This is a genomic window from Arenimonas sp., assembly GCF_036275555.1.
Classification (GTDB): Bacteria; Pseudomonadota; Gammaproteobacteria; order Xanthomonadales; family Xanthomonadaceae; genus Arenimonas.
This window is the reverse complement of the sequence record NZ_DASUDO010000047.1, coordinates 51,929-74,360: the sequence shown is the minus strand read 5'-3', so window position 1 is coordinate 74,360 and position 22,432 is coordinate 51,929. Positions and strand designations below refer to the sequence as shown.

Below are 22,432 nucleotides of genomic sequence, written 5' to 3'. Positions count from 1 at the left end.
GGGGAAGGTGCGGCGACTATCGTGCGCTATTTCCGCAGCGGCAAATAAGCGCCGGGCATGTCGGCATGCCGGCTTTTCCTTTTCGCGCCGGGAATCCCGCGCGTAGCGTCGGCTCATCGTCTCCGAGAGCCCGACGCCCATGCCTCCCGCCCCCGCCGCCCTGCCCGTGCCGCCCCTGCCCGGTGACAAGGTCGACCTGCTGGCGCGCCTGACCGACGGGCTGGATGCCCCCGGCCTGTGGTGGCTGTCGGGCTATGCCGCCGGCCTGGCCGCCCGCCCGGGCGCCCGGCCGGCGGCCGCGGAACCGCAGGCCGGCGCACGCCTGACCATCGTGTTCGGCAGCCAGACTGGCAATGCCCGCCGCGTGGCCGAACAGCTGGCCCGCCAGGCCGAAACCAGCGGCCTCGCCGTGCGCCTGCTGCGCGCCGACGCCTACCCGCTGCCCGAGCTCAAGGACGAGCGGCTGCTGTACGTCGTGATCAGCACGCAGGGCGAAGGCGAGCCGCCGGACGATGCGCGCGGCTTCGTGGCGCACCTGCTGGGCAAGCGCGCGCCGAAGCTGCCGCAGCTGCAGTACGCGGTGCTGGGGCTGGGCGATTCCAGCTATCCGCTGTTCAACGCCACCGGGCGCGAGATCGACGAGCGGCTGGCCGAACTCGGCGCGCGGCGGTTGTTTGCACGCGGCGAGGCCGACGTCGACGTCGACGCCGTGGCGACACCGTGGCTCGGGCAGGCGCTCGAGCTCGCACGCACGGCGCTGGCCGTGGCGCCCTCCGCCACGGTGACGCCGCTGCGCGCGGTGGCGCCCGCCTCGCCCTGGTCGCGCGAGAAACCCTTCGCCGCCGAGGTGCTGGCCAACCAGCGCCTCACCAGTCGCGGCAGCCGCAAGGACGTGCGCCACCTCGAACTCTCGCTCGAAGGTTCGGGCCTCACCTACCAGCCCGGCGATGCGCTGGGGCTGTGGCCGCGCAATCCGCCGGCACTGGTCTCGGCCGTGCTCGCCGAACTGTCGCTGGACGGCGAGGCGGACGTGGACGGCGCGCCGCTGCACCTGTGGTTGGGCGAGCGGCGCGAACTGACGCGACTCGCGCGGCCCTTCCTGCAAAAGCACGCCGAGCGCGGCGGCCACGCCGCGCTGTCGCGGTTGCTGGACGCGGGCCAGTCCGAGGCGCTCGCGTCCCTGCTGGCCAGCCACCAGCTGATCGACCTGCTGCAGGCCTGGCCGGCGGCCTGGACGGCGGCGGAACTCGTCGCCGCCCTGCGGCCGCTGGCGCCGCGGCTGTACTCGATGGCCTCCAGCCAGGCCGTGGTCGGCGCGGAGGCCCACCTCACCGTCGACCACGTGCACTGGGAGGCCCCGGGCGGGCGTCGCTGGGGCGCCGCCTCGCACCAGCTCGCGACTTCCCGGGAAGGCGACGCGCTGCCGGTCTTCATCGAAGCCAACGAGCGCTTCCGGCTGCCGCACGACGCCGGGCGCGACGTGGTGATGATCGGCCCGGGCACCGGCGTCGCGCCGTTCCGCGGCTTCGTGCAGGAGCGCGCGGCCGCGGGTGCGACCGGCCGCAACTGGCTGCTGTTCGGCGCGCCGCACGCGCGCCATGACTTCCTCTACCAGCTCGAGTGGCAGCAGGCGCTGAAGTCCGGCCAGCTGCACCGGCTCGACCTCGCCTTCTCGCGCGACCAGGCCGGGAAGGTTTACGTGCAGCACCGCCTGCGCGAGCATGGCCGCGCGCTGTTCGACTGGCTCGAAGGCGGCGCCCACCTGTACGTGTGCGGCGCGACGGCGATGGGCCGCGACGTCGAGGCCGCGCTGCTGGAGGTCATCGCCACCCACGGCGGGCGCGATGAAGACGGCGCACGCGACTACCTGGCCACGCTGCAACAGCAGGGCCGCTACGCCCGGGACGTGTACTGATGGGCGCGCACTCGGTCGAAGACATCAAGCAGGCCAGCGGCCGCCTGCGCGGCACCCTGCTCGAGAGCCTGGCCAATCCCGTCACCGGCGCGCTGGCCGAGGCCGACCAGGTGCTGATCAAGTACCACGGCAGCTACCAGCAGGACGACCGCGACCTCCGCGAGGAGCGCCGCGTCGCGAAGCTCGAGCCCGACTACAGCTTCATGATCCGCACCCGCACGCCCGGCGGCGTGGTCACGCCCGCGCAGTGGCTGGGCCTGGACGCCATCGCGACGACCTATGCCGAGCGCGGCCTGCGCATCACCACGCGCCAGGCCTTCCAGTTCCACGGCGTCATCAAGGGCCGGCTGAAGGCGACGATGCAGGCGATCAACGCCCAGCTGATCGACACGCTGGCCGCCTGCGGCGACGTCAACCGCAACGTGGCGGTGGCGGCCAACCCGCTGGAATCACGCGCGCACGCGGCGGTGCATGCGCAGGCCGCGGCGCTGTCGCAGCACCTGCTGCCCAACACCCGCGCCTACTACGAGATCTGGCTCGACGAGCAGCGCGTGGCCGGCAGCGGCGAGGAGGACGAGCCGGTGTACGGCAACGCCTACCTGCCGCGCAAGTTCAAGATCGGCTTCGCCATCCCGCCGGTGAACGACGTGGACGTGTTCGCGCAGGACCTGGGCTTCATCGCCGTGCTCGAAGACGGCGAGGTCGTGGGCTACAACGTCAGCATCGGCGGCGGCATGGGCGCCACGCACGGCGATGCGGAAACCTATCCGCGCCTGGCCGACGTGATCGGCTTCGTGACGCCGGACCAGGTGATCGCCGTCGCGACCGCCGTGGTCACCGCGCAGCGCGACTTCGGCAACCGCACGGTGCGCAAGCGCGCCCGGCTTAAGTACACCATCGACGACCGCGGGCTGGCCTGGTTCACCTCGCAGGTGGAGGGTCGCGCCGGGTTTCCCCTGGCCGCGGCGCGGCCCTTCGCTTTCGAGCACTCGGGCGACCGCTTCGGCTGGGTCGAAGGCCACGACGGGCGCTGGCACCTAACGCTGCGGCTGCTGTCGGGCCGGATCCTCGACGGCGCCGACGGCCGGCACCTCACCGGCCTGCGCGAGATCGCGAAGGTGCATGAGGGCGACTTCCGCATGACGCCGAACCAGAACCTGGTGATCGCCGGCGTGCCGGCCCGCCAGCGCGCGCGCATCGATGCGCTGGTGCAGGCACACGGGCTCGACGGCTACCGCACGGCCAGTCCGCTGCGGCTCAAGTCCGTCGCCTGCGTCGCCCTGCCCACCTGCGGCCTGGCGATGGCCGAGGCGGAGCGCTACCTGCCGCCGCTGACCACGAAGGTCGAGGCCTTGCTGGACAGCCACGGCCTGCTCGACGCGCCGATCCTGCTGCGCATCAGCGGCTGCCCGAACGGCTGCTCGCGTCCCTACCTCGGCGAAATCGCGCTCGTGGGCAAGGCGCCCGGCCGCTACAACCTGATGCTGGGCGCCGACCACCGCGGCCAGCGCCTGAACACCCTCTACCGCGAAAACATCGCGGAGCCCGACATCCTCGCCGCGCTCGACCCCCTGTTCGCCCGCTACGCCGCCGAGCGCGACCAGGGCGAGGCCTTCGGTGATTTCCTCGTCCGCGCCGGCGTGGTGAAGCCGCGCACCGGCATTGCCCTGGAGCTGCAAGCATGAGCCTCGTCCCCGATCCCACCGCCGCCGCCGAGTCGGCCCGATCCCTGGCCGAACTCAACGTTTGGCTCGCCGGCCTGCGCGCCGAACAGCGCATCGCGTGGGCGCTGCAGTCGCTCAGCGGCGAACACGCGCTCTCCTCCAGCTTCGGCGCGCAGTCGGCGGTGGCGCTGCACATGGCCACGCGCGTCCGCCCCGACCTGCCGGTGATCCTGGTGGACACCGGCTACCTGTTCCCGGAGACCTACCGCTTCGTGGACGAACTGACCGACCGCCTGCAGCTCAACCTCAAGACCTACCGCCCGCAGATCGGCATCGGCTGGATGGAGGCCCGCCACGGCAAGCTCTGGGAACAGGGCGTGGAGGGCCTGGACCGCTACAACCGCCTGCGCAAGGTCGAGCCGATGCAGCGCGCGCTGGCCGAGCTGGGCGTGCGCACCTGGATCGCCGGCCTGCGCCGCAGCCAGGCCAGCACCCGCGCCAGCATCGACTTCCTCGAGCTCAAGGACGGCCGCTGGAAGCTGCACCCGCTGGCCGACTGGAGCGACCGCGACGTCGGCCACTACCTCGCGAGCCATGCCCTGCCCTACCACCCGCTGTGGGAGCAGGGCTACGTCTCGATCGGCGACATCCACACCACCCGGCCCTTGGCGCCGGGGATGCGCGAAGAGGACACGCGCTTCTTCGGCCTCAAGCGCGAGTGCGGCCTGCACTTCGACGAGCCGACGGCGCGGCGCGCCTAGGACTCCGGAGGCTGCAGGTCGTAAGCGCCGCCGTCGATGGACCGGCGCGAATGCGCGCAGAGCTTGGCCTGCTCTTCGCGCGACAGTGACCGGAACTGGTCCTCGAACGTCGCGGACATAAGGCTGACCATCCCGTCCTCCGCAGCGGAGGGATCCCAAAGCCACTGCTCGTCCGGGCGCGGCGCCGACGCGGCCTTGGCCGCCTGCTCGCCCACCCAGCGAAGGTAAGGCGCGTTGCGCCGGTCCCAGCGCGCCAGCATCGCGGCATCCATGGCGGTGGACGCGTCCCCGAAGCCATCGCAAAGCCGGATCAGCGCGACCGTCTCGCGGCGGTTCTTGCACAGTGAGGCCAGCAAGCCGCTGCTGGCCGCCTCGGCCTCGCAGGCGGCGATGCCAGCGGCCGTTGCTTCATCCGGCGTCCAGGACCCGGCCTCGGAAGCGGTGGCGCCGACGCAGGCCAGGCCCGTGGCCAGCGCGGCGAGCAGGCCGAACCGGAGCCTGGAACGAAGCGGGCAGCACTGCGGAAGGGTCTGCGGCATGGGAGCGGGCTCCGGAGATGGTGCCTGCATCGTATCCCAGGGGCCGCCGCGCGACGTGGCCGCCATGGGCAGGTCCATGGGACGATAGGCCACCTGCAATTGCCTTCCCGGCCCCATGCTCCGACTCACCGACCTCACCCTGCCGCTGGAACACGCCGAGACGGCCCTGCGCGACGCCGTGCTGGCCCGCCTGAAGCTGCCCGCGGCCGACCTGCGCGGCATGACGGTGGCCAAGCGCAGCTACGACGCCCGCAAGCGCGGCCACATCCAGCTGATCTACTCGGTGGACGTGGACGTGGCCAACGAGTCCGCCGTGCTCAAGCGCATCGCCGCCGAAACCCGGCCGAACCGGGTGAAGGTGATGCCGACGCCGGACACTACCTACCGCTTCATCGCGAAGCCGTCGCCGGAACAGACGCTGCGCCCGATCGTGGTCGGCATGGGCCCCTGCGGCCTGTTCGCCGGGCTGGTGCTGGCGCAAATGGGCCTGCGGCCGATCATCCTCGAGCGCGGCAAGCAGGTGCGCGAGCGCACGGTGGACACCTTCGGCCTCTGGCGCAAGAAGGTGCTCAACCCCGAGTCGAACGTGCAGTACGGCGAGGGCGGCGCCGGCACGTTCTCCGACGGCAAGCTCTACAGCCAGATCAGCGACAAGCGCCACCTGGGCCGCAAGGTGCTGGACGAGTTCGTGAAGGCCGGTGCGCCCGACGAAATCCTGTACGTGAGCAAGCCGCACATCGGCACCTTCCGACTGGTGTCGATGGTCGAGCACATGCGCGCCACCATCGAGTCACTGGGCGGCGAGATCCGCTTCTCGCACCGCGTCGAGGACCTGGCCATCGAAGTGGACGCAGACGGCGACCGCCGCGTCCGCGGCGTGGTGCTGGCCAACGGCGAGACGATCCGCGCCGACCACGTGGTGATGGCCCTGGGCCACAGCGCCCGCGACACCTTCGCGATGCTGCACGCGCGCGGCGTGACCATGGAGGCCAAGCCGTTCTCGATCGGCTTTCGCATCGAGCACCCGCAATCCGTGATCGACGAGGCGCGCTTCGGCCCCCAGGCCGGCCACCCCATCCTCGGCGCGGCCGACTACAAGCTGGTGCACCACTGCCGCAACGGACGCTCGGTCTACAGCTTCTGCATGTGCCCCGGCGGCACAGTCGTGGCCGCGGCCAGCGAGCCGGGCCGCGTGGTCACCAACGGCATGAGCCAGTACTCGCGCAACGAGCGCAACGCCAACGCGGCGATCGTGGTCGGCATCACGCCGGAGGATTACGCCGAGCATGATCCCAGCGGCAGCCCGCTCGCGGGCATCGCGCTGCAGCGCTACTGGGAGGAAGTGGCCTTCAAGCTCGGCGGCGGCACCTACGAAGCGCCGGGCCAGCGTGTTGGCGATTTCCTCGCGGGGAAGCCCTCGACCACGCTGGGCGCCGTACTGCCTTCGTACACGCCGGGCGTCACGCCCACCGACCTGGCGCAGGCGCTGCCGAAGTACGCCGTGGACGCGATCCGCGAAGCGCTGCCGGCCTTCGGCAAGCAGATCAAGGGCTTCGACATGGCCGACGCGGTGCTGACCGGCGTCGAGACCCGCACGTCATCGCCCCTGCGACTGACGCGCGGCGAAGACGGGCAGAGCCTCAACACCCGCGGGCTGTTTCCCGCCGGTGAAGGCGCGGGCTACGCGGGCGGCATTCTTTCCGCGGGCGTGGATGGGATCCGCGCGGCGGAGTGGGTGGCCGAGGCAATGATCCGGGCCGGCGAAGCCCTGCCAGCCTGACGCGAACGAAGTTCAGGCTGAGGCCGGCGCCACCGCAACGTTACCCGGGCCGATCCACAGCGCCAGCACGTTAAGCACCGGCGCGACCAACAGCACCTGCGCGACGGCCAGCACCGGCAGGACCGCGGTGAAGCTCGGCGGCGCGTCCACCTTCACCAGCATGTAGGCGAAGGCCGGCAGCATCACCAGCGCCACCAAGCCGTTCAAGCCCAGTGCGCACCAGCGCAGTACCCTGCGGAACGGCCAGTGGCCAGCGGCAAGGAACAGCATCAGCGGCACCGCCGCCATGCCTGCGAAGAACACCAGCCTGAAATGCCGGCCCAACAGCAACACCGCCACCGGCAGCAGAGCCAGGGCGATCCACGTGCTCACTTTCGCGGTCTTCATCATGCCGCGAGTTTGTCAGCTGCCGATGGTCTGGCTCAAGTCGACCCAAGTCGGCGGCAGCGGCCAAGCGGGCGAATCGTGCCCCGCTACCGCGCGCTTGAGGTCGGCGCGGTCGAGCTGCGGGGCCAGGGCCAGCAGCAGCTCCAGCGCGTAATCGCGCAGCACGCGTTCGCGCGGCAGCACGGCCCAGCTGGTGCAGTCGGGGATGGCCGCGGGCGCGGGCAAGGCGCGCAGGTCGGCGTCGTCGCGCGCGCTCACCGCCATTTCCGCCAGCAGGCCCACGCCGAGGCCGGCTCGCACGTAGGTCTTGATGAGGTCGGCGTCGCGCGCGGTCATGGCGATCTGCGGTTCGAGGCTGGCCTCGGCGAAGGCGCGGCGAAGCGAAGACTCAGGCTTGTTGGTGGATTCGTAGCTGATCAGCGGCAACGCGGCGAGTTCGGCCAGCGTGGGCGCGCGGTCGAGCTTCGCCAGCGGATGCGTCGCGGGTACCAGCACCTGCCGGCGCCAGCGGTACAGCGGCACGGCCAGCCCACCCGGCGGCGTGTCGCCCGCGGTGCTGACCACGGCGAAGTCGGCCTGGCCCTGCGCCAGCGCGTTCAGCGCCTCGCCTTCGGACGCAGGCTGGAGGTGGATGCTGACGTCCGGGAAGCGGCGGGCCAAGGCGGCGATCGCCGGCGGCAGCACGAAGCGCGCCTGCGTGTGCGTGGTGACCAAAGTCAGCCGGCCCTGGGTCTCGCCGCGCTGGTTGGCGGCGAAGGCGCGGATGTTGCCGGCCTCGGCCAGCACGCGGCGGGCGTGGGCCAGCACTTCCTGGCCGGAAGGCGTGATGGCCTCGAGGCTGCGGCCCTTGCGCTGGAACAGCAGGAAGCCGAGTTCGTCCTCGAGCTGCTTGAGCTGCTTGGACAGGCCGGGCTGGGTGGCGTGCACCTTGTCGGCGGCGAGGGTGATGTTCAAACCCGAGTCGGCGATCGCGACCAGGTAGCGGAGCTGGGTGAGGGTCATGGCGGTTCCAGGCAAAGGGTGTCGCAGGCGCGGCTCAGGGCACGGGCGGGCGACAACATTGGCTGGAACGGCTCGGGTTCACGGGGATGTCCGGTGGGGCGCGCGCGGCGCCGATGACGTGGACCGACCGTAACCCGGCGTCGCGGGCCGCGTCCAGACGGGTTTGATAACCGCGGGGCATATGCACTGTTGCAGCCGTCATTTCACCGGCGGCGGATGGCGGCCTAGGGTCGGGGCCATGGATGCCGCCCCGCCGCCGCTGTTTCCCCTGTTCGCCGACCTGCGCGGCCGCCGCGTGCTGGTGGTCGGCGGCGGCGCGGTGGCGCGGCGCAAGCTCGAGCCGCTGTTGGCGGCGGGCGCGCGCGTGGTGGTCGGGGCGCCGCGGCTGGACGCGGACGTTGCCGCGCTGTGGGCGGACGGCCGCATCGAGCACCTGGCGGGGCGCTTCACGCCCGACTGGCTCGACGGTGCGTGGCTGGTGGTCGCCGCCACGGACGACGGCGAAGTGAATCGCGCCGTCGCCGCGGCCGCCGAGGCGCGGCGCGTCTGGGCCAACGTGGTGGACGACCTCGAGCTGTCGAGCTACCAGTCGCCCGCCCGCATCGAGCGCGGGCCGCTGCAGATCGCCATTTCCAGCGGCGGTGGCGCACCGATGCTGGCGCGGCACCTGCGCGAGCGGCTGGAGACCGAGCTGGACGAGTCCGTCGGCGCGCTGGCCACGCTGCTGCTGCACGAGCGCGCGCGCATCCGCCAGCGGCACCCGCGCCTGCCCGAGCGCCGACGCTTCTTCGAGAAGCTGCTGGCCGGGCCGGTGGCCGAACGCTTCCGCGCCGGCGATGCCGAGGGCGCGCGCACGGCGTTCGAAGCCGCCTTGTCCGAGACGCCGGCCTCCCGCGACACCGGTTCCGTGGCGCTCGTCGGCGCCGGCCCGGGCGATCCCGGCCTGCTGACGCTGCGCGCGCTGCGCCTGCTCAACCAGGCCGACGTGATCCTGCACGACCGCCTCGTCAGCCCCGGCGTGCTGGCTCTAGCCCGGCGCGACGCCGAGTTCATCGAAGTGGGCAAGCAGGCCGCGAACCACCACGTCAGCCAGGACGGCATCCATGCGCTGATGCTGGAACACGCGCGCGCCGGCCGCCGCGTGGTGCGGCTCAAGGGCGGCGATCCCTTCGTGTTCGGGCGCGGCGGCGAAGAGCTGGAGTTCCTGCATGCGCACGGCATCGCCTTCGAGGTGGTGCCGGGCGTCACCGCGGCGCTGGCCTGCGCGGCCTACGCCGGCGTGCCGCTGACGCATCGCGACCACGCGCAGTCGGTGCGCTTCGTCACCGCGCACTGCAAGGATTCGCTGGACACGCTCGACTGGCGCGCGCTGGCGCAGGAGAAGCAGACGCTCGCCGTGTACATGGGCGTCGCCGGCCTCGCCGCCTTCCGCGATCGCCTGCTCGCACACGGCCGCGCCGCCACCACGCCGTTCGCGCTGGTCGAGAACGGCTCGCGCGCCGAGCAGCGCGTCATCAGCGGCACGCTGGCCCGTTTGCCCGAGCTCGCGACGCAATACGCCGTGCAATCCCCCGCCCTGCTCATCCTCGGTGAAGTCGCCGCGCTCGCGACCACACTGCACTGGTTCGGCTCCGAACCGCTCCAGGAACGGGGTCAGGTTCACTTTCCCGGGCCCGACCCCGCGATCGCCGCCGCCGCGTGAGAGAGAAAGTGAATCTGACCCCGTTCCTGGCGCATCGGCCTCGTCGTCGGAACTGAACCTGACCCCGTTTCTGGAGAACACCATGGCGATCTACGACAGCATCCTCGACACCATCGGCCGCACGCCCATCGTGCGGCTGCATCGCATCGCGCCGGCGCACGTCTCGCTGTACGTGAAGGTCGAGTCCTTCAACCCCGGCGGCTCGGTGAAGGACCGGCTGGCGCTGGCCATCATCCTCGACGCCGAGCAGCGCGGGCTGCTCAAGCCCGGCCAGACGGTGGTCGAAGCGACCTCGGGCAACACCGGCATCGCGCTGGCGATGGTCTGCGCGGCCCGCGGCTATCCGTTCGTGGCCGTGATGACCGTGACCTTCTCGATCGAGCGCCGCAAGCTGATGCGGGCCTACGGCGCGAAGGTGGTCCTGACGCCGGCCGCCGAACGCGGCAGCGGCATGGTGCGCAAGGCCGCCGAGCTGGCGGAGAGACATGGCTGGTTCCTGGCCCGCCAGTTCGAGAACGAGGCCAACCCGGCCTACCACCGCAGCACCACGGGCCCCGAGATCCTCAGCGACTTCGCGGGGAAGCGTCTCGACTACTTCGTGACAGGCTGGGGCACCGGCGGCACCCTCACCGGCGTCGGCCAGGTGCTGAAGCTGGCCAGGCCGGGCATCCAGGTCGTCACCAGCGAGCCGGCCGGCGCCCAGCTGCTCAACGGCAAGGACTGGGCCCCGCACAAGATCCAGGGCTGGACGCCCGATTTCGTGCCGGCCGTGCTCGACCGCGGCATCGCCGACCAGGTCCGCCCCGTGGACGACCTCACCGCCCGCGACACCGCCCGCCGCCTGGCCGCCGCAGAAGGCGTGTTCGTGGGCCTGAGCGCCGGCGCCACCGTGGCCGCGGCCCTGCAGGTGGCCGAAACCGCGCCCGCAGGCAGCGTGATCCTGGCCATGCTGCCCGACACCGGCGAGCGCTACCTGAGCACGATCCTGTTCGAGGGCGTGAACGAGGGCAGCGACGAGGACTGGCTGGCGGCCCTCGCGGAAACGACCCAGGCCGCGTGAAGACCCCGTAGGAGGGCCTTCAGGCCCGAAGCTCCACAGTGAAGGGCTTCGGGCCTGAAGGCCCTCCTACAGGCACGGGCGGAACGGGTAGAATTGGCGTCCCTTCGAAGCCCGCCGCCCGGCCCCACGCCGTGCGCCGGCCTGCCCCACAGGAACGTCGCGACGATGAAGATTCTGGTCGGTTACAAGCGGGTGGTGGACTACAACGTCCGCATCCAGGTCAAGCCCGATGGTTCGGGCGTGGTCACCGAGGGCGTGAAGCTCTCGCCCAATCCCTTCGACGACATCGCCCTGGAAGAAGCCCTGCGCCTGCGCGACAAGGGCATCGCCACCGAGGTGATCGTCGCCACGATGGGCCCGGCCGACTGCCAGGCCCACCTGCGCAACGGCCTGGCCATGGGCGCCAACCGCGCCATCCACGTGGTCACCGACAGCGCCGTGCAGCCGCTCACCGCCGCCCGCGCCCTGCTCAAGCTGATCGAGAAGGAGCAGCCGCAGCTGGTGCTGCTGGGCAAGCAGGCCATCGACGACGACGCCAACCAGACCGGCCAGATGCTGGCCACGCTCTGGGGCCGCCCGCAGGCCACCTTCGCCGGCAAGCTCGACGTCGCCGACGGCAAGGCCACCGTGGTGCGTGAAGTCGACGCCGGCCTGGAGACCCTCGAGGTCGACCTGCCCGCCGTGGTCACCACCGACCTGCGCCTGAACGAGCCGCGCTTCATCAAGCTGCCCGACATCATGAAGGCCAAGTCCAAGCCGATGGAAACCATCGCCTTCGCCGACCTCGGCGTCGAGAGCGGCGACCACCTCAAGACCAGCCACTACGCCCCGCCCGCCAAGCGCAGCAAGGGCGTGATGGTGAAGGACGTCGCCGAGCTCGTCTCGGCGCTCAAGGCCAAGGGCCTGGTGTAAGGAGACCATGACGATGAGCAAGATCCTGATCGTCGCCGAGCACCTCGGCGGCCAGCTGAACTCCTCCACCGCGCGCTGCGTCAGCTGCGCCGCGGCCATCGGCGGCGAGATCCACGTGGTGGTGCTGGCCGACGCGCCCGACGCCATTGCCGCCGAAGCCGCGAAGATCGCCGGCGTCGCCAAGGTCATCACGGTGGCCAACGCCGCCAATGCGAACCCGATCGCGCAGGTGCTGGCACCGCAGGTCGCCAAGCTCGCGGCCGGCTACAGCCACGTGCTCGGCCCGTCCACCACCTTCGGCAAGGACCTGATGCCCTGCGTCGCGGCCCTGCTGGGCGTGGCCCAGGTCAGCGACATCATGGCGGTGGAATCGAGCCACGTGTTCAAGCGCCCGATCTACGCCGGCAACGCCATCATCACGGTCGAGGCGCCGGCCTCGATGGCCGTGGTCGGCACCGTGCGCACGGCCTCGTGGCCGGCCGCGGCCAACGGCGGCAGCGGCGCGGTGGAAGCCGCGTCGGTGGACGCCGCGCTGCCGACGCACACCCGCTTCGTCTCGCTGCAGCAGGGCAAGTCCGATCGCCCCGACCTGCAGGGCGCAGGCAAGGTGGTGTCCGGCGGCCGCGCGCTCGGCTCGGCGGATGCCTTCAAGATCATCTATGCGCTGGCCGACAAGATGGGCGCCGCCGTGGGTGCCTCGCGCGCCGCGGTCGACGCTGGCTACGTGCCGAACGAACTGCAGGTCGGCCAGACCGGCAAGATCATCGCTCCGGAGCTTTACGTGGCGATCGGTATCTCGGGCGCCATCCAGCACCTGACCGGCATCAAGGACGCGGGCACCATCGTCGCGATCAACAAGGACGCCGAGGCGCCGATCTTCGAGATCGCCGATTTCGGCCTGGTCGGCGACCTGTTCCAGATCGTGCCGGAGCTCGAAGCCGCGCTCTGAGGCAAGGCCGCGTCGCCGGCCAAGGCCGGCGCGCCATGACGACGCCGACGCGGCTTACTCCGCGTCGGCGTTTTCGTTTCCGGTTTCGGCGTCGCTCGCCGCGGCGGCCTCCGGGGAATCGGCGGACCCCGTCGAGCGGGCCGCTTCGCGCGCCGCCGCGATGCGCTCGGCGCTGGGCGGATGCGTGGCCAGGTAGCCCGCCGGGCCCATGTCCTTGTCGCCGCCGTGCGAATCCGTCAGGCGCTTCATGATGTCGGCGAAGTCGGCCGGCGACTGCCCCTTGCGCGCCAGCAGTTCGAACGCGAAGCCGTCGGCCTCGCGCTCGAACTCGCGCGAGAAGCCGCTCTCGAGCAGGATCACCGGGATCGACACCGACAGCGAGCCGGTGCCCGACAGGTCGCCGAACAGGAAGCCCGCCACCACCACCACGGCCGAGCTCTGCAGCGCGCGGCGCATGCCGTGGCGCTGCTCGTGGTGGCCGGCCTCGTGCGCCAGCACCGCCAGCAGCTGCTCATCGGTTTCGGCCAGCGCCACCAGTTCGTCGGTCATCACCACCAGGCCGTCGGGCAGCACGAAGGCGTTGGCGCCGATCTTGGGCGCGCTGCGGAACTCGAGCCGCAGGTCGCGGCCGCGCGGCAGGCCTTCGACCAGGGTTTCGAACTTCTCCTGCAGCGCCTGGCGGCGTGCCGACGGCAGCCGCGAGGGTTCGACGTGCAGGCGATCGATCAGCGCCATCGCCTGCTTGCTCACCGACCGCTCGACCACCGCCGGGACCGCCGGCGCCAGCCGGTCCGCCATCCACGGCAGCCCGAACTGGAAGAAGCCGATCACCGCCAGCACCGTGCCGACGCCCGCGCCGATCGCCGCGCTGCGGCGGCGCTCGAGCCAGTCGGCCCAGCCCTCGACCTTGTCGCGCCCGCCCAGCCAGGCCTCCAGCGCCGGCGTGTCCTCGAGCTCGAGGTGGCCCTCGCCCGGCAGCCGCAGCGTGCGCGGCATCCGGCCTAGGCGCGGGCTGAGCTGCAGCTCGGCGGCCGCGAACTCCAGCACCATGCCTTCGGACTCCAGGCGCACCGTGCCCGGCGCGGGTTCGGTGATGCGGGCCGCGCGCGCGCGGCTGCCGCGACCGTCGTACCAGGTGGCGTCGAGCGCGTTCAAATGCCGATGTCCACGTCCATGTCCAGCGCATCCATCAGCTCGGAGCCCGCCGCGCCCTCGGCCCGCTCGGCCTCGGCGACGAAGTGGTCGAGCTCGCCGTCGGCCAGCAGCGCGAAGTGCTGGGCGCGGTAGCGCGCGATGCGGATCATCGCCCACGGCACCAGCAGGCCGACGCTGGCGACGATGGCCACGCCGTTGCTGAAGTAGATCCAGATCATGTCGCGCGCGCGCAGCGTGCACTCGAAGCGGTGCCCGCCGAGGCTGGCGTAGCGCCACATCAGGTTCATGTGCTTGGTGCGCAGGTAGATCGGCAGCGCCAGCAGGGCCAGGTAGACGAACACGATCGGCAGCAGCATGCCGGCCATCGCGCCCTCGGACAGCTTCTGGTTGCTGTCCGCGTCGCCGCCCATCGCCGAGGCCAGGAAGGCGAAGCCGATCATCGCGATGACCAGCAGCACGTAAGCCGCGAAGCCGAGGCCGATGCTGATCAGGAACGGGATGTAGTAGGTGCCCAGGTCGCCGGCGAAGCGGAAGCGCTTGCCGCCAAAGCGGTGGCCGGTGACGGTGTAGTCGTGCTGGTGCATGCGCACCCACGGCAGCACCATGTAGGCGGTGATGATCTGCAGCGCCGGCCGGAACATGAAGTTCACGTAGGCCTCGTACACGCCCTCGACGAAGCGGAAGCGCAGCCCACGCCAGGCCGAGTAACGCGCGCGGAAGCGCAGCGTGCGGTGGATCAGCCACGGGAACATCACCAGCACGAACAGGATCAGCGGGATGTAGACCGACCACACCTGGAAATGCGCCGACAGGCCGAGGCCGATCGCGACCGCGTACGCGATCAGCCGCCCCTTCAGGATGGCGATCGGGTCGGCCAGGTATTCGAAGGGCGCGCCGGCCAGGCGGGTGTTGCCGTAGAAGTAGCGCTCGGTGCGCACCTTGGCCCAGGCCGAGTAGATGCCCAGCGTCAGCACCGACAGCACCAGGTTCACGAACCAGATGCCGAAGAATTCCTTCGCGTTGCCGTGGAACTGGAGCGGATGCCGCACCGGGCCCGGGACGGGCGGCGGCTCGGGGGCCGGCGGCAGCGGCGGAACAGGCGGCGGCGGCAGCTCGCTGGCGGCGACCGGCGCGGTCGCCTCGAGGTCTTGGTCTTGCATGGAATCCCCGGGGAACGCCGGCTCCCCGCCGACTCCGGGAATTTACCGGCGCCGGCCCCGCGAGGCCAGCGCCGATTTTTCTCAGCGGCGCCGTACGGGGCGACGTCCGGCCCGGTGGCGGCTCAGGCCGCGCGGCGGAAAGGCACGCCGGTCTTGGCCCGCAGCTCGTCCTCGGTCACGCCCGGCGCCATTTCCACCAGGGCCAGGCCATCAGCGGTGACGTCCATCACGGCCAGCTCGGTGATGATGCGGTTGACCACGCCCACGCCGGTCAGCGGCAGCGTGCACTTGGGCAGGATCTTGGGCTCGCCGGCCTTGGTGGTGTGCTCCATCAGCACCACCACGCGCTTCACGCCGGCCACCAGGTCCATCGCGCCGCCCATGCCCTTGACCATCTTGCCCGGCACCATCCAGTTGGCCAGGTCGCCGCGGTCGGTCACTTCCATCGCGCCCAGGATGGCCAGGTCGATGTGGCCGCCGCGGATCATGGCGAAGGAGTCGTGGCTGCCGAAGTAGCTGGCGCCGGCACGCGCGGTGACGGTCTGCTTGCCGGCGTTGATCAGGTCGGCGTCCACTTCGTCTTCGGTCGGGAACGGGCCGATGCCCAGCAGGCCGTTCTCGGACTGCAGCCACACGTCCATGCCGTCCGGGATGTGGTTGGCGACCAGGGTCGGCAGGCCGATGCCCAGGTTCACGTAGGCGCCGTCGGTGAGTTCGCGCGCGGCACGGGCGGCCATTTCATCGCGGTTCCAGGCCATTACTTCGCTCCTCGCACGGTGCGCTGCTCGATGCGCTTCTCGGGGGTGGGGTTGACCACGATGCGGTCGACGTAGATGCCGGGCAGGTGCACGTGGTCGGGGTCGATCGCGCCCACTTCCACCAGCTCCTCGACTTCGGCCACGCAGACCTTGCCGGCCATGGCGCAGGCCGGGTTGAAGTTGCGCGCGGTCTTGCGGAACACCAGGTTGCCGGCGGTATCGGCCTTCCAGGCCTTCACCAGCGACACGTCGGCCTTGAGCGCGGTCTCGAGCACGTACCAGTGGCCGTCGTCGAACTGCCGGGTCTCCTTGCCGTCGGCGACGATGGTGCCGTAGCCGGTGCGGGTGAAGAAGGCCGGGATGCCGGCGCCACCGGCGCGCAGGCGCTCGGCCAGCGTGCCCTGCGGGTTGAACTCCAGCTGCAGCTCGCCGGCCAGGAACTGCCGCTCGAACTCCTTGTTCTCGCCCACGTAGGACGAAATCATCTTCTTGATCTGGCGCGTGGCCAGCAGCTGGCCCAGGCCGAAGCCGTCGACACCGGCGTTGTTCGAGATCGCGGTGAGGTCCTTCGCGCCGGAGTCGCGCAGCGCGGCGATCAGCGCCTCGGGGATGCCGCAGAGGCCGAAGCCGCCGACCGCGAGGGTCTGGCCGTCGGCAACCAGGCCGCGCAGGGCCTCGGCGGCGGAGGGGTAGACCTTGCCGGCGCGGGACGCGGGCAAGGGGGTAGCGGGGGAAGGCATCGGCCGGGCTCCATCGCGATTTCGAGGGCGCAAGTCTAGCCGCCACGCGCCGGGCAAGACACTGTCCCTTCGGCCGGGGGCCCGGCCCGCGCAGGGATCGCAGGGTGATTCCGCTATCATCCGAGGCCGTTCCCGAGACCATCCCGGCCCCTGACCCGATGGCTGACCCCAAAGACGCCTCCCCCCGCCCGCTCTGCATCGACCTCGACGGCACGCTGCTGCGTTCCGACCTGCTGCTTGAATCGACCCTGGCCCTGCTGGCCAGCCGCCCCTGGCTGCTGCTGGCGCTGCCGTTCTGGCTGTTGGGTGGCAAGGCGCGCCTCAAGCGCGAGATCGCCTCGCGGGTCACGCTCGACCCGGCCCACCTGCCCTACGACGAGCGCGTGCTGGCCCTGCTTCGCGGGCAGCCGGCGCGGCATCGCGTCCTCTGCACCGCCTCCGACGACACGCTGGCGCGGCCCGTGGCCGCGCACCTGGGCTGCTTCGACGAGGTCATTGCCAGCGACGGCCAGCGCAACCTCTCCGGCCGCGGCAAGGCGGAGGCCCTGGTCGCGCGCTTTGGCGAGCGTGGCTTCGACTACGCCGGCAATGCCCGGGTCGACCTTGCGGTGTGGGAGCGTGCCCACGGCGCCCTGGTGGTGAACGCCGGCGACGGCCTGGCCCGCGCGGCCGGCCAGCGCTGCGAACTGCTGGGCCACTTGCCCGACACCGGCGGCGGCCTGAAGGCCTGGCTGCGCGCACTGCGCCTGCACCAGTGGCTCAAGAACCTGCTGGTGTTCATCCCGCTGCTCGCCGCGCACCGATTCCTGGATCCCGGGGCCGTGCTGGCGTCGGTCGCCGGCTTCCTCGCGTTCGGGCTGTGCGCCTCCGGCGTGTACGTGCTCAACGACCTGCTCGACCTGCCCAGCGACCGCCAGCACCCGCGCAAGCGGCTGCGCCCATTCGCCGCCGGCACGCTGCCGCTGCTGCCGGGCATGCTGCTGGCGCCGCTGCTGGCCATGGCCGGCCTCGCGCTGGCCTGGTGGGCCGAGCCGCGCTTCGCCGCCGTACTTGCCGCGTACTACCTGCTGACGCTTGGCTATTCGCTGCGCTTCAAACGGGTGGCCATGCTCGACGTGATGCTGCTGGCGATGCTGTACACGCTGCGCATCATCGGCGGCACCGCGGTGATCGGCGCGGCGCTGTCGTTCTGGCTGCTCGCGTTCTCGATGTTCATCTTCCTGAGCCTGGCCCTGCTCAAGCGCTACGTGGAGCTGGCGTCGATGCTGGCCGAGGGCAAGATCTCCGCCGCCGGCCGGGGCTACGGCGTGGACGACCTGCCGCTGCTGCAGTCGCTGGGCGGTTCGGCCGGCTACCTGGCGGTGCTCGTGCTGGCGCTGTACATCAACAGCCCCGAGAGCATCGCGCTGTACACGCGGCCGCAGGTGCTGTGGCTGCTGTGCCCGCTGGTGCTGTACTGGGTCAGCCGTACCTGGGTGGTGGCGCACCGCGGCGGCATGGACGACGATCCGGTGGTGTTCGCCGTGACCGACCGCGTCAGCCAGGTCGTGGGCCTGCTGTGCGCGGTGATCGCGCTGTCGGCGATCTAGGCCGGGCATGGCGCGCACGGGCGAAAGCTGGGGCCGCTGGCCCCGCTCCGCGGACCAGGCGCTGCATCCGTTGCGCCGCCGCGACGCGGCGCTGCCGGTGGGCGAACGCACGCTGCTGGCGCACGGCCAGGGCCGCAGCTACGGCGACAGCTGCCTCAATGACGGCGGCCGCCTGCTGCTGACGCGCGGGCTCGACCACTTCCTGCATTTCGATGCCGACGCCGGCGTGATCACTTGCGAGGCGGGCGTCACGCTGGGTGAAGTGCTGGCGGTCGTGCTGCCGCGCGGCTGGTTCCTGCCGGTGACGCCGGGCACGCAGTTCGCCACCGTGGGCGGCGCGCTGGCCAACGACGTGCACGGCAAGAACCATCACCGCAACGGCAGCTTCGGCGACCACGTGCTGGCTTTCGAGCTGCTGCGCAGCGACGGCAGCCGCCAGCTGCTGCGACCGGGCGAGCCGCTGTTCGCCGCCACCGTCGGCGGGCTGGGCCTGACCGGCGTGGTGTCGTGGCTGCAGCTGAAGCTCCAGCGCGTGCCCGGTCCGTGGATGGCGGTGGAATCGGTGCGCTTCGGGAACCTGGCCGACTTCTTCGCGCTGTCGGCGGAATCGGCCGACAGCCACGAGTACACCGTGGCTTGGGTCGATTGCCTGGCGCGCGGCAAGGCGCTGGGTCGCGGCCATTTCCTGCGCGCCAACCACGCGCCGGCCGGCAGCAGCGGGCGCCTGCCCGGGCGCGGGCTGGCCATGCCGGTGACGCCGCCGTTCGCGCTGGTGAACCGGCTGACGCTGCGGCCCTTCAACACGCTGTACTTCCAGCGCCAGCAGGCGCGCTCGCGCGCGGGCATCCAGCACTACGCGCCGTATTTCTATCCGCTCGACGGCATCCGCGACTGGAACCGGATGTACGGGCCGCGTGGTTTCCTGCAGCACCAGTGCGTGCTGCCGCCCGCGTCGGCGCGCGATGCGGTCGCGGCGTTGCTGGGCGAGATCGCGCGCAGCGGGCAGGGTTCGTTCCTGGCCGTGCTGAAGGAGTTCGGCGACCGCGCCGCGCCCGGCCTGCTCTCGTTCGCGCGGCCGGGCACCACGCTGGCGCTGGATTTCCCGCGCGCCGGGCCGTCCACCCTCGCCCTGCTCGACCGCCTCGACGCCATCGTGTCCGCGGCGGGCGGCGCGCTCTACCCGGCCAAGGACGCGCGCATGTCGCCGGCGATGTTCCGCGCCGGCCAGCCGCGCCTTGACGAATTCATCCCCCACCTCGACCCCGCCTTCTCGTCGTCGTTCTGGCGGCGGGTCATGGAGTAAGCATGCAACGCATCCTGATCATCGGCGCCAGTTCCGCCATCGCCCAGGCCACGGCCCGGGAACTGGCGCGCGACGGCGCCCGCCTGTTCCTGGTCGCGCGCGACCCCGACCGCCTCGAAACCATCGCCGCCGACCTGCGCGTGCGCGGCGCCACCGTGGACGGCCACGTGCTCGACGCCAACGACCTCGCCGGCCACGCCGCGATGCTCGATGCCGCCTGGGCGGCGCTGGGCAGCGTCGACCTGGCGCTGGTAGCGCACGGCACCCTGCCCGACCAGGCCGCGTGCAGCGCCTCGGTCGAGACGGCGCTGAAGGAGTTCGCCACCAATGGCACGTCCGTCATCGCGCTGTGCATTGCGTTGGCGCAGCGCCTGCAGGCGCCGGCCACGCTGGCCGTGATCAGCTCGGTGGCCGGCGACCGCGGCCGCGCCAGCAACTACCTCTACGGCAGCGCGAAGTCGGCCGTCAGCGCCTTCACCAGCGGCCTGCGCCAGGCGCTCAACGGAAGCGGCGTCAACGTGCTGACCATCAAACCCGGCTTCGTGGACACGCCGATGACGGCCGCCTTCAAGAAGGGCGCGCTGTGGGCAACGCCCGAGCAAGTGGCCCGCGGCATCGTGCGCGCCGTGGCCAAGCGCAAGTCGGTGGCCTACCTGCCCGGGTTCTGGTGGGGGATCATGCGGGTGATCACGCACATCCCGGAGTTCGTGTTCCGGAGGATCAAGCTCTGAACCGGCTGCGCCTGCCCGCGCTCTACCTCGCCTTCGCCATCGTCGCGATCGCAGTGAACATCGGCACGCAAGCGGCCGTGGTCGCGGTCTACGGCGGACCGTTCGCGATCATCGCCTCGGTACTGGCCGGCACCGCGACCGGGCTGGTCGCGAAGTACGTGCTGGACAAGGCCTTCATCTTCCGCTTCGTGACCCGCGACACGGCGCACGAAGCAAAGACCTTCGCGCTGTACACGGTGATGGGCATCGCCACCACGGCCGTCTTCTGGGGCACCGAGGCGGCCTTCCACTGGATCTGGAAGACCGACGCCATGCGCTACCTCGGCGGCGTCATCGGCCTGGCGATCGGCTATTGCACCAAGTACTACCTGGACAAGCGGTTCGTCTTCCGCTGATCGCAGGGCACGAGGTCAGCGGACGTGGACATTGATCCAGTCGCTGTCCGGGCTGCCGCCGTTGTCGATCGACACGCGTACGCGCGGATGGTCCGCCGGCGCGATGTCGAGGGTCATCGGCTGGTCGAAGCTGACGTCCTGCACCGCCAGCACGGTCTCGCCGTCGAGCACGGTGGCGCGCACCCGGCCGCCGCCGCGCGCCAGCGCTTCCTGCGGCAGATGCGGCGCCACCGATACCGCCAGCCGCAGCTGGCGTCGGCCGCTGGCCGCTTCATAGGCCGCCAGGTCGAGGTCGAAGGCGGTCGGGGTGCTGGCGCCCGGATGCACGAACAGGGCCCGGTCGCCGATGTACCGGATCTCGCCGAACTGGTCGCCCGGTGACTGGGCCGATACGAACGCCGTGAGGTCGCGCGGCGGATCCATGCCGCGGACCTGGCCGACGAGGTCGTCACGCACCAGCACCGCGTAGAAGTAATCCCGGCCGGCGTTGAACGATTCGTCGAACACCTTGGCGATGGTGTAGCCCACGTCGACATGGTTCGTGAATACCGGCGCATTGGGCGTGCTGCCCGGGTTGTTCTGCATGATCAGCACTTCGGGCTTGAAGTGCGCGACCAGGTTCGGATGATCCAGCCGACGGTTGAGGAAGGACCCATCGAACACGTGCCGGCGCGAGTGGTAGGCCGGGTTCCCCCACATGGTGTAGACGCGGAAGTCCTCGGGCGTGTTCTCGGCCACCCATCGCCCCGCCTCGGCGCGGTCATGCTCGTAGAGGGCGGTGAACTCGATGTTGAAGGCGGTGACCTTGCGCTCGGCATCGAGGTTGAACCAAACGATGGCGGAAAGGACGGCGGCGGTGGACGCCAGCTTCAGTACCCCGCCACGCGCCGGCGCGAGCGCGGCCACCCGCGCGGCAAGGCCGCCGATCGTGATCGACGCCAGCACCAGCAGGCACAGCACCGCCGGCATCGCATACCAGTTGTAGGGCTCGAACGGGAACTTGATGCTGTAGGCAATCACGTGCGTGACCAGGGTGCCGACCATCAGCGCCGCCACCGGCAGCAGCAGGCGGCTGCGCGCCAGCGGCAGCAGCAGCACCAGCGCGGCCAGCCAGGGCCGTGCACCGGTGGTGAACACGAGCGTAGAGAACCAGGTCCAGTCGATGGAGCGCGGCAGGTCGTCCTGGTGCAGGAGCTTGGTCAGGAACGAGTTCGGCACCGGGGCGCCGAAGTGGAACCAGGCAAAGGCGTACCACGCGGCGGCGACCACGGCCGCAACGACCACGGCCTTGGCCGGGAAGCGCCGGTCGCGCAGCCACATCGCGAACAACAGCAGGCCGCCGGTGGGCACCAGGTCGAGCTTGTTGATCATCAGCAGGCCGGCCGCCACGCCGACCCACCAGGCGCCCTTGCCTTCGAGCAGCGTCCAGAGCGCGAACGCGAGCACGGCGAAGGTCACCGGGGTCTCGAGGCCGGAGCCGGCGTAGTAAGTCACCCCGGCGTCGAAGGCCGCGAGGCAGACGAAGGCGATGCCGGCGGCAAGGCCGAAATGGCGGGCCAGCAGCACGCCGATGATGGCCAGGCTGGCGGACGTGAGCCCGAGGCCCGTCGCCACCATCGCCGTCATCGGCGCCAGGCCCAGCTGGATCGCCGCCGCGACCACCAGCGGATACAGCGGCGCGCTCGCGCCCCACACCGGCGCTTCGCCCAGGTTCCAGGCCCAGAACTCGCCCGCCACCATGTTCTCGGCATAGCGCAGGAAGAACGCGCCGTCGTCGGCCAGCTCGGGCCCCATCCGTTCATGCATGCCGAACAGCAGCAGCGCGAGGGATCCGATCAGGAAAAACAGGAGCGTCGTCGGGTGGTCGACGGGGGAGCGTTCGTTCACGAGGGAGCCTTTCTTGATGGGCGTACGGCCCGGTCGAAGTCTA

Annotated in this window: 20 protein-coding genes; 12 read left to right on the top strand and 8 right to left on the bottom strand. The window is 71.2% G+C overall.

All coding sequences use genetic code 11. The features are described 5' to 3' along the window. Nucleotides 1-139 precede the first annotated feature (139 nt). The 3 genes from VFV21_RS12700 to VFV21_RS12690 are packed head-to-tail and all read left to right on the top strand — an operon-like array spanning nt 140 to nt 4,340. Entirely contained in the window at nt 140-1,915 is a 1,776-nt protein-coding gene (locus tag VFV21_RS12700) for an assimilatory sulfite reductase (NADPH) flavoprotein subunit (protein WP_329669786.1), read from the top strand. Further along, nucleotides 1,915-3,600 carry an assimilatory sulfite reductase (NADPH) hemoprotein subunit gene (gene cysI, locus VFV21_RS12695; RefSeq protein WP_329669785.1) on the top strand — a complete coding sequence of 562 codons (1,686 nt, stop codon included), beginning with the start codon at nt 1,915-1,917 and terminating at the stop codon, nt 3,598-3,600. Before VFV21_RS12700 ends, cysI begins: the two co-directional genes overlap by 1 nt. Then, nucleotides 3,597-4,340 carry a phosphoadenylyl-sulfate reductase gene (locus tag VFV21_RS12690; RefSeq protein WP_329669784.1) on the top strand — a complete coding sequence of 248 codons (744 nt, stop codon included), beginning with the start codon at nt 3,597-3,599 and terminating at the stop codon, nt 4,338-4,340. Before cysI ends, VFV21_RS12690 begins: the two co-directional genes overlap by 4 nt. Here the strand turns inward: VFV21_RS12690 and VFV21_RS12685 are convergent. Then, nucleotides 4,337-4,879 (bottom strand): hypothetical protein, encoded by a 543-nt coding sequence (locus VFV21_RS12685; RefSeq protein ID WP_329669783.1) that lies wholly within the window; start codon nt 4,877-4,879, stop codon nt 4,337-4,339. The two genes, VFV21_RS12690 and VFV21_RS12685, sit on opposite strands and share 4 nt — an antisense overlap. Nucleotides 4,880-4,994: 115 nt before the next feature. Here VFV21_RS12685 and VFV21_RS12680 point away from each other — a divergent pair, with 115 nt between their 5' ends. Further along, nucleotides 4,995-6,659, top strand: coding sequence for an NAD(P)/FAD-dependent oxidoreductase (locus VFV21_RS12680; protein ID WP_329669782.1), 1,665 nt, complete (start codon nt 4,995-4,997; stop codon nt 6,657-6,659). A gap of 12 nt (nt 6,660-6,671) precedes the next feature. Here the strand turns inward: VFV21_RS12680 and VFV21_RS12675 are convergent, their stop codons facing one another. Together VFV21_RS12675 and VFV21_RS12670 are read right to left on the bottom strand one after the other, a co-directional pair. After that, nucleotides 6,672-7,046, bottom strand: a complete 375-nt coding sequence (locus VFV21_RS12675; RefSeq protein WP_329669781.1) for a hypothetical protein — start codon at nt 7,044-7,046, stop codon at nt 6,672-6,674. Nucleotides 7,047-7,061: 15 nt separating this feature from the next. Next, nucleotides 7,062-8,048 carry a LysR family transcriptional regulator gene (locus VFV21_RS12670; RefSeq protein ID WP_329669780.1) on the bottom strand — a complete coding sequence of 329 codons (987 nt, stop codon included), beginning with the start codon at nt 8,046-8,048 and terminating at the stop codon, nt 7,062-7,064. Nucleotides 8,049-8,286: 238 nt separating this feature from the next. Here VFV21_RS12670 and cysG point away from each other — a divergent pair, with 238 nt between their 5' ends. From cysG to VFV21_RS12650, 4 genes are all read left to right on the top strand, one after another. Then, nucleotides 8,287-9,750, top strand: a complete 1,464-nt coding sequence (cysG, locus tag VFV21_RS12665; RefSeq protein WP_329669779.1) for a siroheme synthase CysG — start codon at nt 8,287-8,289, stop codon at nt 9,748-9,750. Nucleotides 9,751-9,832: 82 nt separating this feature from the next. Next, nucleotides 9,833-10,810 carry a cysteine synthase A gene (gene cysK, locus VFV21_RS12660; protein ID WP_329669778.1) on the top strand — a complete coding sequence of 326 codons (978 nt, stop codon included), beginning with the start codon at nt 9,833-9,835 and terminating at the stop codon, nt 10,808-10,810. Nucleotides 10,811-10,975: 165 nt separating this feature from the next. Continuing rightward, nucleotides 10,976-11,722: an electron transfer flavoprotein subunit beta/FixA family protein gene (locus VFV21_RS12655; protein ID WP_329669777.1), complete on the top strand. Its 747-nt coding sequence runs from the start codon at nt 10,976-10,978 to the stop codon at nt 11,720-11,722. A gap of 13 nt (nt 11,723-11,735) precedes the next feature. Beyond that, nucleotides 11,736-12,671, top strand: a complete 936-nt coding sequence (locus tag VFV21_RS12650; protein ID WP_329669776.1) for an electron transfer flavoprotein subunit alpha/FixB family protein — start codon at nt 11,736-11,738, stop codon at nt 12,669-12,671. Nucleotides 12,672-12,725: 54 nt separating this feature from the next. On the opposite strand, the gene VFV21_RS12645 is transcribed toward VFV21_RS12650, so the two are convergent. From VFV21_RS12645 to VFV21_RS12630, 4 genes are all read right to left on the bottom strand, one after another. Next, nucleotides 12,726-13,826 (bottom strand): M48 family metallopeptidase, encoded by a 1,101-nt coding sequence (locus tag VFV21_RS12645; RefSeq protein ID WP_329669775.1) that lies wholly within the window; start codon nt 13,824-13,826, stop codon nt 12,726-12,728. After that, nucleotides 13,823-14,986 (bottom strand): YjgN family protein, encoded by a 1,164-nt coding sequence (locus VFV21_RS12640; protein WP_329669774.1) that lies wholly within the window; start codon nt 14,984-14,986, stop codon nt 13,823-13,825. The genes VFV21_RS12645 and VFV21_RS12640 overlap by 4 nt, the downstream gene beginning before the upstream one ends. Nucleotides 14,987-15,108: 122 nt before the next feature. Further along, nucleotides 15,109-15,744, bottom strand: a complete 636-nt coding sequence (locus VFV21_RS12635; protein WP_329669773.1) for a CoA transferase subunit B — start codon at nt 15,742-15,744, stop codon at nt 15,109-15,111. Next, a complete protein-coding gene (locus VFV21_RS12630; protein ID WP_329669772.1) occupies nt 15,744-16,484 on the bottom strand; it encodes a CoA transferase subunit A in 741 nt (246 codons plus the stop codon). Before VFV21_RS12630 ends, VFV21_RS12635 begins: the two co-directional genes overlap by 1 nt. Nucleotides 16,485-16,642: 158 nt before the next feature. Here VFV21_RS12630 and VFV21_RS12625 point away from each other — a divergent pair, with 158 nt between their 5' ends. Genes VFV21_RS12625 through VFV21_RS12610 form a run of 4 tightly spaced genes read left to right on the top strand, consistent with a single transcriptional unit; the run spans nt 16,643 to nt 20,502 of the window. Continuing rightward, on the top strand, nt 16,643-18,073 hold the full coding sequence (locus VFV21_RS12625; RefSeq protein WP_329669771.1) for a UbiA family prenyltransferase: 1,431 nt from the start codon (nt 16,643-16,645) through the stop codon (nt 18,071-18,073). Between the two features lie 7 nt (nt 18,074-18,080). Beyond that, complete coding sequence (locus VFV21_RS12620) at nt 18,081-19,376, top strand: FAD-binding oxidoreductase (RefSeq protein WP_329669770.1); 1,296 nt, start codon at nt 18,081-18,083, stop codon at nt 19,374-19,376. A 2-nt stretch (nt 19,377-19,378) separates the two neighbouring features. Continuing rightward, on the top strand, nt 19,379-20,107 hold the full coding sequence (locus VFV21_RS12615; protein ID WP_329669769.1) for an SDR family oxidoreductase: 729 nt from the start codon (nt 19,379-19,381) through the stop codon (nt 20,105-20,107). Next, nucleotides 20,044-20,502 (top strand): GtrA family protein, encoded by a 459-nt coding sequence (locus VFV21_RS12610; RefSeq protein WP_329669768.1) that lies wholly within the window; start codon nt 20,044-20,046, stop codon nt 20,500-20,502. The genes VFV21_RS12615 and VFV21_RS12610 overlap by 64 nt, the downstream gene beginning before the upstream one ends. Nucleotides 20,503-20,517: 15 nt before the next feature. On the opposite strand, the gene VFV21_RS12605 is transcribed toward VFV21_RS12610, so the two are convergent. Then, nucleotides 20,518-22,389 carry a hypothetical protein gene (locus VFV21_RS12605; protein WP_329669767.1) on the bottom strand — a complete coding sequence of 624 codons (1,872 nt, stop codon included), beginning with the start codon at nt 22,387-22,389 and terminating at the stop codon, nt 20,518-20,520. Nucleotides 22,390-22,432 lie beyond the last annotated feature (43 nt).